The 15,112-nt window shown below is 68.5% G+C and carries 15 protein-coding genes; 8 read left to right on the plus strand and 7 right to left on the minus strand.

Annotation, left to right across the window (positions count from 1 at the left end):
* Nucleotides 1–8: 8 nt before the first annotated feature.
* Genes BJ980_RS15865 through BJ980_RS15885 form a run of 5 tightly spaced genes read left to right on the plus strand, consistent with a single transcriptional unit; the run spans nt 9 to nt 5,803 of the window.
* Nucleotides 9–1,526 (plus strand): ABC transporter ATP-binding protein, encoded by a 1,518-nt coding sequence (locus BJ980_RS15865; protein ID WP_179503183.1) that lies wholly within the window; start codon nt 9–11, stop codon nt 1,524–1,526.
* Nucleotides 1,523–2,755: an ABC transporter permease gene (locus tag BJ980_RS15870; protein WP_179503184.1), complete on the plus strand. Its 1,233-nt coding sequence runs from the start codon at nt 1,523–1,525 to the stop codon at nt 2,753–2,755. Before BJ980_RS15865 ends, BJ980_RS15870 begins: the two co-directional genes overlap by 4 nt.
* Entirely contained in the window at nt 2,752–4,074 is a 1,323-nt protein-coding gene (locus BJ980_RS15875; protein ID WP_179503185.1) for an ABC transporter permease, read from the plus strand. The genes BJ980_RS15870 and BJ980_RS15875 overlap by 4 nt, the downstream gene beginning before the upstream one ends.
* Before the next feature lie 3 nt (nt 4,075–4,077).
* Nucleotides 4,078–4,497: a cytidine deaminase gene (locus tag BJ980_RS15880; protein WP_179503186.1), complete on the plus strand. Its 420-nt coding sequence runs from the start codon at nt 4,078–4,080 to the stop codon at nt 4,495–4,497.
* 7 nt (nt 4,498–4,504) lie between these two features.
* Entirely contained in the window at nt 4,505–5,803 is a 1,299-nt protein-coding gene (locus BJ980_RS15885; RefSeq protein WP_343047837.1) for a thymidine phosphorylase, read from the plus strand.
* 93 nt (nt 5,804–5,896) lie between these two features.
* On the opposite strand, the gene BJ980_RS15890 is transcribed toward BJ980_RS15885, so the two are convergent.
* Together BJ980_RS15890 and BJ980_RS15895 are read right to left on the minus strand one after the other, a co-directional pair.
* Nucleotides 5,897–6,454, minus strand: coding sequence for a hypothetical protein (locus BJ980_RS15890; RefSeq protein WP_179503188.1), 558 nt, complete (start codon nt 6,452–6,454; stop codon nt 5,897–5,899).
* 236 nt (nt 6,455–6,690) lie between these two features.
* Nucleotides 6,691–7,143 (minus strand): MaoC family dehydratase, encoded by a 453-nt coding sequence (locus BJ980_RS15895; protein ID WP_179503189.1) that lies wholly within the window; start codon nt 7,141–7,143, stop codon nt 6,691–6,693.
* 40 nt (nt 7,144–7,183) lie between these two features.
* Here BJ980_RS15895 and BJ980_RS15900 point away from each other — a divergent pair, with 40 nt between their 5' ends.
* A complete protein-coding gene (locus tag BJ980_RS15900; RefSeq protein ID WP_246280427.1) occupies nt 7,184–8,269 on the plus strand; it encodes an adenosine deaminase in 1,086 nt (361 codons plus the stop codon).
* Here the strand turns inward: BJ980_RS15900 and BJ980_RS15905 are convergent.
* The gene (locus BJ980_RS15905) at nt 8,220–8,804 is read right to left on the minus strand and encodes a hypothetical protein (RefSeq protein ID WP_179503191.1); all 585 of its coding nucleotides are present in this window, start codon (nt 8,802–8,804) and stop codon (nt 8,220–8,222) included. The genes BJ980_RS15900 and BJ980_RS15905 overlap by 50 nt on opposite strands.
* A complete protein-coding gene (locus BJ980_RS15910; protein ID WP_179503192.1) occupies nt 8,801–9,409 on the minus strand; it encodes an ATP-binding protein in 609 nt (202 codons plus the stop codon). The genes BJ980_RS15905 and BJ980_RS15910 overlap by 4 nt, the downstream gene beginning before the upstream one ends.
* Before the next feature lie 88 nt (nt 9,410–9,497).
* Here BJ980_RS15910 and BJ980_RS15915 point away from each other — a divergent pair, with 88 nt between their 5' ends.
* Nucleotides 9,498–11,108, plus strand: coding sequence for a substrate-binding and VWA domain-containing protein (locus BJ980_RS15915; RefSeq protein ID WP_179503193.1), 1,611 nt, complete (start codon nt 9,498–9,500; stop codon nt 11,106–11,108).
* Nucleotides 11,109–11,159: 51 nt separating this feature from the next.
* Here the strand turns inward: BJ980_RS15915 and BJ980_RS15920 are convergent, their stop codons facing one another.
* From BJ980_RS15920 to deoC, 3 genes are read right to left on the minus strand one after another with little or no spacing between them, the layout of a single operon-like run.
* The gene (locus BJ980_RS15920) at nt 11,160–12,029 is read right to left on the minus strand and encodes an aldehyde dehydrogenase family protein (protein WP_179503194.1); all 870 of its coding nucleotides are present in this window, start codon (nt 12,027–12,029) and stop codon (nt 11,160–11,162) included.
* Nucleotides 12,029–13,504: an aldehyde dehydrogenase family protein gene (locus BJ980_RS15925; RefSeq protein ID WP_179503195.1), complete on the minus strand. Its 1,476-nt coding sequence runs from the start codon at nt 13,502–13,504 to the stop codon at nt 12,029–12,031. The genes BJ980_RS15920 and BJ980_RS15925 overlap by 1 nt, the downstream gene beginning before the upstream one ends.
* Nucleotides 13,505–13,511: 7 nt before the next feature.
* The gene (gene deoC / locus BJ980_RS15930) at nt 13,512–14,507 is read right to left on the minus strand and encodes a deoxyribose-phosphate aldolase (protein WP_179503196.1); all 996 of its coding nucleotides are present in this window, start codon (nt 14,505–14,507) and stop codon (nt 13,512–13,514) included.
* 53 nt (nt 14,508–14,560) lie between these two features.
* Between deoC and BJ980_RS15935 the strand changes: the two genes are divergently transcribed.
* A complete protein-coding gene (locus BJ980_RS15935) occupies nt 14,561–15,112 on the plus strand; it encodes a hypothetical protein (RefSeq protein ID WP_179503197.1) in 552 nt (183 codons plus the stop codon).

Genomic DNA, 15,112 nt, shown 5'->3' on the forward strand with positions numbered 1-15,112 from the left:
GGAGATCCATGAAGCTGGAGATCAAGGACCTGACCAAGCGGTTCGGTTCGTTCACCGCCAACGACGGCATCGACCTCACCATCGAACCCGGTGAGATCCACTGCCTGCTCGGGGAGAACGGCGCCGGCAAGTCGACCTTGATGAACATGCTCTACGGGTTGCTCGACCCGACCTCGGGGCAGATCGTCATCGACGGTGAGCCGGTCACCTTCGCCACCCCGAAGGACGCCATCGCCGCCGGCATCGGGATGGTCCACCAGCACTTCATGCTGGTCCCGGTCTTCACCGTGGCCGAGAACGTGATGCTCGGGCGTGAGCAGACCTCCGCGCCGGGGGTGCTCAGCCGCCGCCGCGCGTCCGCCAGGGTGCGTGAGCTCTCCAGCGCGTTCAACCTCGCCGTCGACCCGGACCGCCTGGTCGAGGACCTCCCGGTCGGCGTGCAGCAGCGGGTCGAGATCCTCAAGGCATTGGCGAACGAGGCCAAGGTGCTGATCCTCGATGAGCCGACCGCCGTGCTCACGCCGCAGGAGATCGACGAGCTGATGGCGATCATGCGCCGGCTCAAGGAGCAGGGCACCTCCATCATCTTCATCACCCACAAGCTGCGCGAGGTCAAGGCGATCGGCGACCGGATCAGCGTCATCCGCCGCGGCAAGCTGGTCGGCACCGCCGACCCGTCGGCCAGCGAGGCCGAGCTGGCCGAGATGATGGTCGGCCGGTCGGTATCGCTCCGCGTCGAGAAGGAGAACCGCACCGGGGGAGACGTGGTGCTCCGGGCCGACCAGGTCACCGTGATCGACCCGCGCGGCCACCAGGTGGTCAAGGACGTCTCGTTCGAGGCCCGCGCCGGCGAGGTCGTCGGGATCGCCGGTGTGCAGGGCAACGGACAGACCGAGCTGATCAAGTCGCTGCTCGGCCTGGTCAAGCCCGACGCCGGCAAGGTCCTGCTCAACGGCGAGGACATCTCCCGCCACGGCACCCGCAAGAGCCTCGAGGCCGGCATCGGCTACGTGCCCGAGGACCGCGGACACGACGGCTTCGTGGGCGAGTTCAGCGTCCGCGAGAACCTCGTCCTCGACCTCTACCGCAGCTCGGAGTTCTCGCACGCCGGCACGCTGCGCCACGACGCGATCACCGCCAACGCCCGGCACCGGATCGAGGAGTTCGACATCCGCACCGAGTCCATGGAGACGCCGGTCGGCTCGCTGTCGGGTGGCAACCAGCAGAAGGTCGTGGTGGCCCGTGAGTTCTCCCGGCCACTGGAGGTGCTGATCGCCTCGCAACCCACCCGCGGCGTCGACGTGGGTTCGATCGAGTTCATCCACAAACGGATCATCGAGGAGCGGGACACCGGCACCGCGGTGGTGATCGTGTCGACCGAGCTCGACGAAATCTATGCCCTCGCCGACCGGATCCTGGTGATGTTCGACGGCAGGATCGTCGGCGAGGCCGGGCCGGACACCCCTCGAGAGGAGATCGGCCTGATGATGGCCGGAGCGCACCAGTCCACGGAGGAGTCGGCATGACCGGCGACCAGCCCAGCAAGGACGGGGCCACCGGCACCGCGGGGCAGCCCGAGAAGAGGACAGGTCCCGAGCCCCGGCTCGTCGGCACCGGCATCTTCTCCGCGACGGTCAAGGACACCATCGTCACCACGGTGCTGGCCATCATCCTGGCGTTGCTCATCGGCGCCGTGCTGATCGCGATCAGCAACAGTGACGTCCTCGACGCGCTCGGCTACTTCGGGGTCTACCCGTGGGACACCTTCACCCGCGCAGGGGACGCGATCTGGGTCTCCTACACCTCGCTGCTCAAGGGCTCCATCGGGTCGCTCGACGCGATCCAGGCGACGCTGGCCAAGTCGGCCCCGCTGATCTGCGCAGGCCTGGGCGTGGCCCTGGCCTTCAAGGCCGGCCTGTTCAACATCGGCGCGCAGGGACAGATCATCGCCGGCGCGCTGGCCGCGGGCTACGTCGGTTTCACCTGGACCTCGCTCCCGATCGGCCTGCACCTGCTGGTCTCGGTCGTGGCCGGCGTGGTGGCCGGCGGCATCTATGGCGGGATCGCAGGTGTGCTCAAGGCCCGGACCGGCGCGCACGAGGTGATCACCACGATCATGCTCAACCACGTCGCCGGCTTCGCGTTGGCCTATGCGTTGGCCCGCGAGATCTATCAGGTGACCGGCTCCGACGAGCGGGTCTCGCCGCCGGTGGCCGACTCCGCGACCTATCCCTCCCTGCTGGGCGTCCACTCCGGAGTCGTGGTCGCCCTGTTGGCGGCGATGCTCGTGTGGTGGATCCTCGAGCGCAGCACCCTCGGCTTCGAGCTCAAGGCGGTGGGTGCGAACCCCGACGCCGCCCAGACCGCCGGGATGAACGTCGCGAAGGTCTACACGGTCGCGATGCTGCTGGCCGGTGCCTTCGCGGGCCTTGCTGCCACCATGCAGATCAACGGTGACCAGGCCCAGATCAGCGACACCTTGATCGGGACCATCGGCTTCGACGCGATCACCGTCGCGCTGCTCGGACGGGGCAGTCCTCTGGGCACCGTGCTGGCAGGCCTGCTCTTCGGCGCCCTGCAGGTCGGTGGCGTCTCGATGCAGGCCAGCACCGCATCCACCCCGCCCGAGCTGGCGCTCGTGCTGCAGTCGTTGATCGTGCTGTTCGTCGCGGCGCCTGCCGTGGTGCGACACCTGGTCCGGTTGCGTGACGAGAAACAGGATTCGACCTTTGCAGCGAAGGGACTGAGCGCATGAGCATCTCGGCCGATTCCACCGAGCTCCGCACCGCACCCGATGCACCGCGGGTCCGGGACCGGGCCGACCTGCGACGCCAGGTCAAGCTCGTGGTGCTCTTCGCGATCGCCGCGGTGATCCTGCTGCTGTTCGCGCTGAGCATCGACGAGCCCACCGTGCGCTACTCGCTCAGCGACGTCTACGACCCCAGCCAGAACCACGACGCCAACGGACGGGCGGTGGTCTGGGTGACCTTCGCGCTGGCCGCTGCGGCCATGCTGGGCTCGCTGCTCAACGTGATCCCCAAGGGTTGGCCCACGGCGCTGGTCAGTGTCGTGGTGGGTCTCGGCTTCTATGTCGGGCTGACCTTCTGGTACTTCGCCGATCAGCCCGGCGACCTGGCCTCCTCGTTCGTGGTCACCAACCCCCTCCCGCAGGCCGTCAACTACGCGACTCCGCTGGTTCTCGGTGCCCTGGCCGGGGTGCTCTGCGAGCGGGCCGGCGTGATCAACATCGCGATCGAGGCACAGCTGCTGGCCGGGGCGTTCTTCGCCTCCGTGGCCTCGTCGATGGCGTTCTCCTCGGCGGCCGGACTGCTCGGCGGGATCCTGGCCGGGGTCGCGTTCGCTGCCCTGCTCGGCGTCTTCGCGCTGAAATATCAGGTCAACCAGGTCGTGCTCGGCGTCGTGCTGATCGCCTTGGCACTCGGTCTGACCGACTTCCTGCTGGGCCAGATCCCGTCGAGCGGCGAGAACAAGGACCTCAACCAGCTGCTCAGCGCACCGGTCACGATGGAGAAGGTCCCGCTCGGCGCGCTGGCCGACATCCCCATCCTCGGCTCGGCGCTGTTCAACCAGACCGTGCTGGTCTACATCATGTATGTCTCGGTCATCCTGGTCTGGTTCCTGCTTTACCACACCACCTGGGGCCTGCGGGTCCGTGCAGTCGGGGAGCACCCGAAGGCAGCCGACACCGTCGGGATCCGGGTCAACCGGGTCCGCTGGTCGGCAGTGCTGCTGGGTGGTGTCTTCGCCGGGCTGGGTGGGGTCTTCTTCACCGTCGGCTCGACCGGAGCATTCACGAACAACGCCTCCAACGGCGCGGGCTTCATGGCCCTCGCCGCGGTGATCATGGGTCGCTGGCACCCGGTCGGGGCCACCTGCGCCGCGCTGTTCTTCGGCCTGATGCTCACCACCCAGGACCAGTTCGGGGTGATGACCAAGTTCCCCACCGAGCTTCTCGGGGCTGCTCCCTACCTGGCCACGCTGATCGCGGTGGCTGGCGTGATCGGCCGGGTACGTCCCCCGGCGGCCGACGGCGAACCCTATGTGAAGGGCTGAGCCGTGGCCTTCGACTGGCAGCCCCTGATCGACGCCGCAACCCGGATCGCCGACAGCGCCTACGCGCCGTACTCGAACTATCGGGTCGGTGCGGCTGCGATGGTCGAGGACGGGCGGGTCGTGGTCGGCTGCAACGTCGAGAATGCGGCTTACGGCGTGACACTGTGCGCGGAGTGCGGCCTGGTCAGCACCCTGCACGCCACCGGCGGTGGGCGGCTGACCCACTTCGTGTGCGTGAACGGTGCCGGCGAGGTGATCATGCCGTGCGGGCGTTGTCGCCAGCTCTTGTTCGAGCACGGTGGTCGCGAGCTGCTGCTGCTGACCGTCTCCGGCATCCGGCGCATGGATGAGGTGCTCCCGGACCCGTTCGGACCCGACGACCTGGACCACGTGTCGCCACGACCGCCCACGAGCAACGAATGAGGGAACAGTGAACCAGCACGACGCAGTCGAAGTGATCACCGCGAAGCGTGACGGTGGTGAGCTCAGCGACAGCCAGATCGACTGGGTGATCGCCAACTACACCAGCGGCGAGGTGGCCGACGAACAGATGTCGTCGCTGGCGATGGCGATCCTCCTCAACGGGATGAACCGCCGCGAGATCGGCCGGTGGACCAACGCGATGATCGCCTCGGGGGAGCGGATGGACTTCTCCTCGCTGTCCCGCCCGACCGCCGACAAGCACTCGACAGGCGGTGTCGGTGACAAGATCACCCTGCCGCTGGCCCCATTGGTCGCCGCGTGCGGCGTGGCCGTCCCGCAGCTGTCGGGTCGCGGCCTGGGCCACACCGGCGGCACCCTGGACAAGCTCGAGGCGATCCCCGGCTGGCGGGCCGCGCTGAGCAACGAGGAGATGCTCGACCAGCTCGAGGAGCTCGGCGCAGTGATCTGCGCGGCCGGTTCCGGACTGGCCCCGGCCGACAAGAAGCTCTACGCGCTGCGCGATGTCACCGGCACCGTGGAGGCGATCCCGCTGATCGCGTCCTCGATCATGTCCAAGAAGATCGCCGAGGGCACCGGCTCGCTGGTCCTCGACGTCAAGGTCGGCACGGGTGCCTTCATGAAGGACCTCGAGAAGGCGCGTGAGCTGGCCTCCACCATGGTGGAGCTCGGCAAGGGCGCCGGCGTGAACACCGTCGCGCTGCTCACCGACATGTCCACCCCGCTCGGCTTCACCGCCGGCAACGCGATCGAGGTCGCCGAGTCGGTCGAGGTCCTGGCCGGTGGCGGCCCCGCCGACGTCGTGGAGCTGACCGTCGCCCTGGCCCGGGAGATGCTCGCCGGCGCCGGTGTCACGGACATCGACCCGGCGGACCGTCTCACCGACGGTTCCGCGATGGACGTGTGGCGCAAGATGATCCGGTCGCAGGACGGCGACCCGGACGCGGCGATGCCCGAGGCACGCGAGAAGCACGTCGTGAACGCTCCCGGCTCAGGTGTCCTGACCCGCCTCGACGCGATGGCCGTGGGCCTGGCCTCGTGGCGACTGGGCGCCGGACGGGCCAAGCAGGGAGCCGAGGTGCAGGCCGGCGCCGGAATCGTCTGGCATGCCCGCCCCGGTGACGAGGTCACCGAGGGCCAGCCGCTGTTCACCCTGCTCACCGACGAGTCGGAGCGCTTCGACCGGGCGCTCGCCTCCCTGGAGGGCGGCTTCGACATCGCACCCACCGGCAGCGACGAGGCGACGTCGTACTCGCCCGACCCCTTGGTGATCGACCGCCTGGCCTGAACGCACATCGACCCGTCGCGAATGAGCATCCTGCTGAGGCAGGACGCCCGCTCGCGGCGGGCCGAAGTGACAGGCTGTGTCTTCGCCGGAGCGTCAGTCGACGATCCGCACACCCAGCGTCGAGGGAACCGTGACGCTCCGGGTCTTCTGCCAGCGGATCTTGGTGCCGCTGTAGGTGTAGGGCTGCACCGAGAAGACCACGTGGCTGTAGATCCGCTGGCAGACAACCTTCTCGCCCGGCTTCAGGGTCACCGTGCCGCCGGCGGACTTCGCCTGGGCCGAGGACATCCGCACGCTGGCGTGAAGGGTGTAGGTCGCCGAGACTGACGCCTTGGCGATCTTCATGAACGAGGCCTCGGCAGAGGTGGTGACCGAGGCGGAACCGCCCGCGGTGATCTCCTTGGTGATCGTCGAACTGAAGTTGCAGGTCATCGTGACCCGCTTGCTGCTCCGGTTGATCAGCGGCACCGCGTCGACGACCCTGACCTTCTTCACGACCGCGCTGCGCTGCTTGTAGCAACGACCCGAGGAGGTTCCGCTGCCCTTCTCGCAGACCGTCTTGTACGACGCTGCGTGGGACGTGGACTGAGTGATGAAGGGGAGCACCGCGGCCACCATCAGGGTGAGCAGGGCAAGAGTGATTTTGCGCATGGCGAATAGACCTTCCGAGACAGAGGAGTGTCGCCGCGAGTGCGGCTCTGCGGGCGACGCCCGCGTGCAGGCTCTTGTCTCCCCGACGAGCGCGCGGCAAACCTCACACTTGTCGCAAAATTCTGTTCGGGCCCGCGTGGATCAGTGCAGGCTCGCGAGACTCCGCCGGGGTCGTGAGTCCCGGGGCAGGAGGCTCAGGGCAGGAGGCTCAGGGCAACATTCTCAGGGCAACATTCTCAGGGCAGCAGCAGGACCACGGTCTCGGCCACGCAGGCGGGCTTCTCCTCGTCCTCGATCTCGACCGTGTGCCGCACGGTCAGCTGCTTGCCCTTGGGGATGTCGACGACGTCGGCGATCGCGACGTGCAACCGGATCCGCTTGCCCACCAGCAACGGGTTCGGGAAGCGGACCTTGTTCACCCCGTAGTTCAGCTTGGCACCGGGGGTGGCCAGCTTGAAGACCTGGCTGCCGAGCCACGGGATCAACGACAGCGTCAGGTAGCCGTGGGCGATGGTGCCACCGAACGGTCCTTGCTTGGCCCGCTCCATGTCCACGTGGATCCACTGGTGGTCCCCGGTGGCCTCCGCGAAGGAATTGACCCGCCGCTGATCGACAGTGATCCAGTCGCTGGTGCCCAGCTCGGTCCCGGCTGCCTCTGACAACTCATCAAATGTTGTGAAGACTCGCATGTCCTCGACCCTAGCGACCGACTGGCATGATGAACATGTGTTGCTGAGCCCAGATGTCGTACGCCGTGTCCCGAAGGTCCTCCTGCACGACCACCTGGACGGAGGTGTGAGACCGGAGACGGTGGCCGAGCTGGCCGCCGAGATCCGCCACGACCTGCCCGTCGACGACCCGGCCGACCTCGGGAGATGGTTCGCCGATGCCGCGGACTCCGGCTCCCTGGTGCGCTACCTGGAGACCTTCGACCACACGGTGGCAGTCATGCAGACCGCCGAGGCACTCAGCCGGGTTGCCCGCGAGTGCGTCGAGGACCTGGTCGCGGACGGCGTCATCTATGCCGAGATCCGCTATGCGCCCGAACAGCACCTCGAGGGTGGCTTGACGCTCGATGAGGTGGTCGAGGCCGTGCGCGCAGGGTTCGAAGAGGGGATGCAGGCGGCGACGACCCCGATCGTCGTGCGCCAGCTGCTCACCGCGATGCGGCACCAGGCCCGTTCGATGGAGATCGCCCGGCTCGCCGTCGACTGGCGTGACCGTGGGGTTGCCGGCTTCGACATCGCCGGCGCCGAGGACGGTTATCCGCCCACCCGGCACCTCGACGCCTTCGAATATCTCCAGCGCGAGAACGCCCACTTCACCATCCACGCCGGCGAGGCGTTCGGCCTGCCCTCGATCTGGCAGGCGATCCAGTGGTGCGGTGCCGAGCGGCTCGGTCATGGGGTGCGGATCATCGACGACATCACCATCGACGACGACGGCAACGCGAAGCTCGGCCGGCTCGCGTCCTACGTCCGCGACATGCGGATCCCGCTCGAGATGTGCCCGTGGTCCAACGTGCAGACCGGTGCCGCGGCGTCGATCGAGGAGCACCCCATCGGCCTGCTCACCGCGCTCCGCTTCCGGGTCACGGTCAACACCGACAACCGGTTGATGAGCGGCACCTCGATGACTCGGGAGATGAGCTCCCTGGTCGAGGCGTTCGGCTATGGCCTCGACGAATTGCAGTGGTTCACGATCAACGCGATGAAGTCGGCCTTCCTGCCCTTCGACGAGCGACTGGCGCTGATCAACGAGGTGATCAAGCCCGGCTATGCGGCACTGGCCGAGCCGGGACCGGGAGCACGCTGAACCAGGGCTGCGACCAGCCGGCCAGGTCCAGGTCGCCGGAGACGAAGCCCTCGGTTCGGGCCTGTCGGGCCTGCCCGCTGGTGGGTTCATAGCAGTTCAGCTCGCTGTCCAGCACGAGCACCACGTGGCGAGGTAGCCACCGGCTGCCGATGAACAGGGGCACCCGATGGCCGTCGGCGGCCGCGGCACGGATCGCGGCGAGGGCTCCCTCGCGACGACCGGGCAGGATCGGGTGGGGGCGGTACGTCGTACCGCGCACGCCGGAGGAGCTGCTCATCTGGTGTGCGATCGACCAGGGTGGCGTGCCCAGGGCCCGGGGCCACGGGACCTGCAGCCGACCGGCGACGTCGACACTGCTCGTCGTACGTCGGTGCATCGCCAGTGACTCCCGCTCGAACGCGGCCGGGTCCTCCACCAGCGCTGCGTAGTTGGGGTCATTGAGCATCCGGGCGGCGACCAGGACCGATGCGCCGCAGGTGGTCCGATCGGGTTGCCGCAGGCTCCCGGAGACGAGACGCTCAAGCGTCGAGATCATGCGCGTGCCTGGGCGAGGCGCCGGGTGATCTCGGCATGGGCGCGGTCGGAGGACATCGTCCGGCAGCCCTTGCCGACCGCGTCGGCGACCACGCGGCGCTGCTCGCGGGCCAGCACGAGACCGCGCCGGATGAGGACCAGCGGCGGCTTGCGGTGCTCGCGCAGGTCGCGGACCAGTCGGCGCCAGAACGTCAGCAGGGGGTGCTGGGTGATGCAGTAGGCCTCGGCGAGCAGGCCCCGCTCCCGGGCCGGCGCGACGATGTCCTGGGCGAAGATCCCCTCGGCCACGAACAACGGGGAGCCGGCCAGGTCGAGCATCCTGTGGCCGAAGTGGGCGCTGCGGGAGATGTCATAGCAGGGCACGTCCGCGCTCCCGTCGCGACACAGCTTCTCCAGCGTGGCCAGGGCCTCCTCGGGGAGCCACGAGTCGGGGTGGTCCCAGTCGACCAGCCCGGCATTCGCGCCTTCGGTGATCAACGGCAGCGAGAGATCGGTGCCGTCCTTGTAGAAGTCGTCGAGGCGCAGCACCGGCAGTCCCAGCCGCTCGGCCAGTCGGGACTTCCCGGAGCCCGAGGGCCCGGCGACGATGATGGCGAGGGAAGGCACCCCGCCATTCTGCCTGATCCGTGGTGCACCCCCGCATCCGATGTGCACTACGCTGACGTGGTTTTGCAATCATGCGTAGGGAGGCGTCATGAGCGCTGGACATCATGCTCGGGACCGGGAATCCACGAGTCGACGTCCGCTCGTCATCGGTCTGGTAGTCCTGGCCGCGGTGCTTGCTGCCCTGATCACCCGTGAAGCGGTCAGCTCCGACGAGGCCGCTGCGTGCACGTCCCGTCCGGAGGCAACGATCGTGGCCGCGCCCGGGCTTGCGCCCGCGCTGAAGGATGTCGCCGCCGCGATGACCGAGGAGGGCCGGTGCTCGCGGATCACGGTCAAGGCCCAGGAGTCCAGCACGGTCTTCGCCCAGCTGCTCGCCACCGACGAGGACAGCCCCACCCTGTGGGTGCCCGACTCCGATGTCTGGGTCGACCAGCTCGCGGCCGAGGGGATCGAGACCGAGGTGCTCGCCGCGGCCCTGGCCTCCTCGCCGATCGTGCTGGCCGGCGGCCCGTCGACCACCGCCCCGAGCAACTGGTTTGCCGCACTCTCCAGCGGCCGCGTCGTCATGGCGGACCCACAGGCCGACTCCGCCTCGGCGATGGCGCTGGTCGCCCCTCGCGCCGAGCGGGAGACCTCGGGGGTCTCGGACGCGGAGGTCCAGGCCCGCCTGGTCCCGCTCGCCCAGCACTACGGCGAGCGAGCCAGTGCCCAGCAACCGGTCGCCGAACGGCTCGCCGCCGTCTCCTCGACCACCAAGCAGATGGTCCCGGTCTCCGAGCAGGTCTGGCTCGAGGCCCGTCGGGCGAACCGACGGGTGCATGCGGTGGTGCCGCAGACCGGCACGTTCCTGCAGCGATATCCGCTCCTCGGTGTCTCCGCGGGCACGGACGCGGGGGACTCGCCGGCAGTTGCGGAGTTTCTGGACTACCTCTCACGTCCCCAGGGTGCACTCGTCCTGGCCGATCACGACCTGCGTGACAAGACCGGCGCGGCCCTGCCGGGCGGGGTGGGGATCGGCTACGTGAGCGAGCTGGCACGACCGAGCGCCGCCGAGATCCGGGCGGACCTGCGGATGTGGGACGTGCTGACCGTTCCCTCGAGTCTGCTGGCCGTCGTCGACGCCTCCGGCTCGATGGACTTCAAGGCTGGTGCGAACACCCGGATGCAGCTGGCCATGTCGGCTGCCGGTACGGCGCTGCAGGCATTCCCCGACAACGCTCGCGTCGGGCTGTGGCTCTTCTCGATCGACCTGGGTGACGGCACCGATCATCGTGAGCTGGTCCCGCTGCGCCGCCTCGACAAGTCGGTCGGCTCGGACACCCAACGCGACACCTTGCGGTCGTGGCTGGGCAAGGCGCTGGACCTGACAGGCGGCGGCACCGGCCTCTATGACACGACGCTGGCGGCCTTCCGCAGCGCGCAGAAGGACTACGACCCCGACTACTTCAACGCGGTGGTGCTGCTCAGCGACGGGGCCAACGACGACCCGGGATCGATGCGCCAGGCCGACCTGCTCAAGGCCCTGCGCGACGAGGCGGACCCCGAGCGCCCGGTGCGGATCATCGCGATCGGGATCTCCGAGGACGCCGACATGAAGTCGCTGGAGAAGATCGCCGAGGCGACCAACGGCGGCGCCTACGAGGCGCGCGACCCCCGCGACATCCTCGAGGTGATCTCGAAGGCGTTGCTGGCCCGCTGAACCCCGACCGGTGAGCCCAGGGCCCCCACTGCTGGGGGCCCTGGGCCAGGCTCAGATCCCGACCGGGTGCCAGACCGTCTTGGTCTCGAGGACGTCGGTCATCCTCGAGATGCCCGGGTCCTGCGACCAGTCCGGCTCGGCCGCGGGAGCACGGCGTACCCGCTTGAGGTTCTCTGCGGCAGCCACCTCCAGGTCGCGGGCCAGGTCGGCGTCACCGGCCACACCGGTGAGGTCGATCGCGTTGACGTCCATGTGCGAGGCCAGCCACGGCGCGACGCTGGCCGCGGAGCCGGTGAGCAGGTTGACCACGCCGCCGGGCACGTCGGAGGTGGCCAGCACCTCGGCGAACGTGACCGCAGGCAACGGCCGCTCGTAGGACGAGACCACGACGACGGTGTTGCCGACGACGATGGCCGGGGCGACGACGCTGATCAGGCCGAGCAGGCTCGACTCCTGGGGCGCCAGGACGGCCACCACACCAGTCGGCTCGGGGGAGGAGAGGTTGAAGAAGGGACCGGCGACCGGGTTGGCGCCCCCGGTGACCTGGGCGATCTTGTCCGCCCAGCCGGCGTACCAGACCAGGCGGTCGATCGCCTCGTCGACGACCTTGTCCGCCCGAGCAGCGCTCAGTCCCTCGGACTTCTGCACGGCGTCGACGAACTGCGGGCGGCGGTCCTCGGCGACCTCCGCGATCCGGTAGAGGATCTGCGCGCGGTTGTAGGCGGTGCGCGCGGACCATCCGCCGAATGCCTTCCGGGCGGCCGTCACGGCGTCGCGGGCGTCCTTGCGGGAGGCAAGGGAGGCGTTGGCCATGAACTTTCCCTTCGCGTCGTTGACCACATAGGAATAGCCGGACTCCGAGCGCGGGAACGCGCCACCGATGTAGAGCTTGTAGGTCTTGCGTACGTCGATGCGGGCCATCAGTCCTGTGCTCCCTTGAGATAGGCCTCGAGGCCGTGGCGGCCGCCCTCGCGGCCGTAGCCCGACTCCTTGTAGCCGCCGAACGGGCTGGTCGGGTCGAACTTGTTGAAGGTGTTGGCCCAGACCACTCCGGCACGGAGCTGGTCGGCCATCCAGAGGATCCGCGAACCCTTGTCGGTCCAGACCCCGGCCGAGAGGCCGTACGGCGTGTTGTTGGCCTTCTCGACCGCCTCTGCGGGCGTGCGGAAGGTCAGCACCGAGAGCACCGGGCCGAAGATCTCCTCGCGGGCGACCCGGTGCGCCTGGGTGACGCCGGTGAAGAGCGTCGGAGCGAACCAGAATCCGTTGCTGGGCAGGTCGCAGGCCGGCGACCAGCGGCCGGCGCCCTCCTGCTCGCCAACCTCCACGAGCTCCTTGATCCGGGTCAGCTGGGCCTGCGAGTTGATCGCGCCCACGTCGGTGTTCTTGTCGAGTGGATCGCCCACGCGCAGGGTGGACATCCGGCGCTTGAGGCGCTCGAGGACCTCGTCGGCCACGCTCTCCTGCACGAGCAGACGGCTGCCGGCGCAGCAGACGTGGCCCTGGTTGAAGAAGATGCCGTTGACGATGCCCTCGATCGCCTGGTCCATCGGCGCGTCGTCGAAGACGATGTTGGCGGCCTTGCCGCCGAGCTCGAGGGTGACCTTCTTGTCGGTGCCGGCCACGGACTTGGCAATGGCGCGACCGACGTCGGTGGAGCCGGTGAAGGCGACCTTGTCGACGTTGTCGTGACCGACCAGGTGCCGGCCGGTCTCACCGGCGCCGGTGATGATGTTGACCACCCCGGCCGGGAGGTCGGCCTGCTGGCAGATCTCGGCGAAGAGCAGCGCGGTCAGCGGCGTGGTCTCGGCGGGCTTGAGCACGACGGTGTTGCCGGCAGCCAGTGCCGGGGCGATCTTCCAGGCCAGCATCAGCAGCGGGAAGTTCCACGGGATCACCTGGGCGGCGACACCCAGGCTGCGGGTGCCGTAGCCGCTGTACTCCAGCTTGTCGGCCCACCCGGCGTAGTAGAAGAAGTGCGCAGCGGCGATGGGTACGTCGACGTCGCGTGACTCCTTGATCGGCTTGCCGTTGTCGATCGACTCGAGGACGGCGAGCTCGCGCCCGCGCTCCTGGATGATCCGGGCGATGCGGTAGAGATACTTCGCGCGCTCCTTGCCGGGCATCGGGCCCCAGACGCGGCTGTGGGCGCGACGGGCAGCCTTCACGGCTGCGTCGACATCGGCCTCGCTGGCCTCGGAGACCTCAGCCAGGACCTCTTCGGTGGCCGGGTTGATCGTCTTGAACCGGGTGCCGGTGCCGTCGACGAACTCACCGTTGATGAACAGGCCGTAGGACGCCTTGATGTCGACGATGCTGCGCGACTCGGGGGCGGGTGCATAGTCGAAGGCCGCTGCCTTCGACACGGCGGTGCCGGTGGTCTTCTTGGTAGCCATCTTCGTCTCAGTCCAGGGTGAAGTAGTCGGGGCCGGAGTAGCGGCCGGTGGTCATCTTGGTGCGCTGCATCAACAGGTCGTTGAGCAGCGTGGAGGCGCCGAAGCGGAACCAGTCGGGGTCGAGCCAGTCCTGGCCGGCGACCTCGTTGACCATCACGAGATATTTGATCGCGTCCTTGGTGGTCCGGATGCCGCCCGCCGGCTTGACCCCGACCATCGCACCGGTCGCCTCACGGAAGTCGCGCACCGCCTCGAGCATGATCATCGTCACCGGCAGGGTGGCAGCAGGCTGCACCTTGCCGGTGGAGGTCTTGATGAAGTGACCGCCGGCCATCATCGCCAGCCACGAGGCACGACGTACGTTGTCGTAGGTCTGCAGCTCGCCGGTCTCGAAGATGACCTTGAGGTGGGCGCTCTCCCCGTTGGCCCTGGCGCAGGCCTGCTTGACTGCGACGATCTCGTCGAAGACGTCGAGGTAGCGCCCGGAGAGGAAGGCGCCCCGGTCGATGACCATGTCGATCTCGTCGGCGCCGGCCTCGACCGCGTCGCGGGTGTCGGCCAGCTTGATGTCCAGGGCGGCGCGGCCGCTGGGGAAGGCGGTCGCCACGGCAGCGACGTTGACCCCGCTGTCGCCGAGGGTCTCCTTGGCGATGCCGACCATGTCGGGATAGACGCAGACCGCGGCGGTGGGCGGACACGTCGGGTCCGCAGGGTCCGGACGCATCGCCTTGTTGGCCAGGGCGCGGACCTTGCCCGCGGTGTCCTGTCCCTCAAGGGTGGTCAGGTCGACCATGCGGATCGCGAGATCGATCGCGAACTCCTTGGCAGTGGTCTTGATCGAACGTGTGCCGAGCGAGGCTGCGCGGGATTCCGCGCCGACCTGGTCGACACCGGGCAGGCCATGCAGGAAGCGTGTCAGCGAGGCGTTCGACGACGTGGTGTCGGCGAACACGGAATCGGCTGCACTCGACGCTGAGGCGGGAGCGGCGGGGGTGGTCGTCACCGGTCCAGCATAGGGTTGATCGGGCCACTATCGACAACACAGCAGGAGGGACGATGGCGCCCGAGGCCATCCACGAGTTCGGCCCGAACAACGGACGCCTGATCGCATGGGCGGGACTCGTCGCCACCGGGTTCGTCGTCGTCTCCGTGCTGGGCAACGGCGTCGAGCAGGCCGACGCCGCCGTGCTCACCTGGTGCGCCCTGGTCGCGGTCTTCCTGTGGTGCATGTTCCTGCGCCCCAAGATCATCGTTGAGGGGCCCGTCCTGCGGCTGCGCAACGGGTTCAGCGACGTCAGGATCCCACTCGTGCGGGTGGAGTACGCCGCGGTGACGATGTTCACCAACGTGGTCACCGACGAGCGGACCTTTCGCTCGACGGCGGTCACCCGCACCCGCAAGCAGAACGTGCAGCGGGGCACGTCCGAGCCGGACCCGATGAACAGTCTCGCCGACCTGGTGGAGACGACGCTCAATCAGGTCATCGACGACGCCAAGGCACAGAGGCAACCCGAGGGCGAGATCACACGTGCCCCGGCCGTGGTGGAGTTGGCGCTGCTGGCCGGACTCCTCGTGCTCAGTGTGGTGCTCGTCCTCGTGGTGGGCTGA

Origin of the sequence: Nocardioides daedukensis, from assembly GCF_013408415.1 — a bacterium.
Taxonomy (GTDB): Bacteria; Actinomycetota; Actinomycetes; order Propionibacteriales; family Nocardioidaceae; genus Nocardioides; species Nocardioides daedukensis.

Excerpts from the sequence above, each read along its gene's own strand:
- BJ980_RS15905 (WP_179503191.1), bottom strand. The coding sequence starts at position 8,804 with ATGATCTCGACGCTTGAGCGTCTCGTCTCCGGGAGCCTGCGGCAACCC.
- BJ980_RS15920 (WP_179503194.1), bottom strand. The coding sequence starts at position 12,029 with ATGGCCCGCATCGACGTACGCAAGACCTACAAGCTCTACATCGGTGGC.
- BJ980_RS15870 (WP_179503184.1), top strand. The coding sequence starts at position 1,523 with ATGACCGGCGACCAGCCCAGCAAGGACGGGGCCACCGGCACCGCGGGG.
- BJ980_RS15890 (WP_179503188.1), bottom strand. The coding sequence starts at position 6,454 with ATGCGCAAAATCACTCTTGCCCTGCTCACCCTGATGGTGGCCGCGGTG.
- BJ980_RS15925 (WP_179503195.1), bottom strand. The coding sequence starts at position 13,504 with ATGGCTACCAAGAAGACCACCGGCACCGCCGTGTCGAAGGCAGCGGCC.
- BJ980_RS15865 (WP_179503183.1), top strand. The coding sequence starts at position 9 with ATGAAGCTGGAGATCAAGGACCTGACCAAGCGGTTCGGTTCGTTCACC.
- BJ980_RS15875 (WP_179503185.1), top strand. The coding sequence starts at position 2,752 with ATGAGCATCTCGGCCGATTCCACCGAGCTCCGCACCGCACCCGATGCA.
- BJ980_RS15935 (WP_179503197.1), top strand. The coding sequence starts at position 14,561 with ATGGCGCCCGAGGCCATCCACGAGTTCGGCCCGAACAACGGACGCCTG.
- BJ980_RS15915 (WP_179503193.1), top strand. The coding sequence starts at position 9,498 with ATGAGCGCTGGACATCATGCTCGGGACCGGGAATCCACGAGTCGACGT.
- BJ980_RS15895 (WP_179503189.1), bottom strand. The coding sequence starts at position 7,143 with ATGCGAGTCTTCACAACATTTGATGAGTTGTCAGAGGCAGCCGGGACC.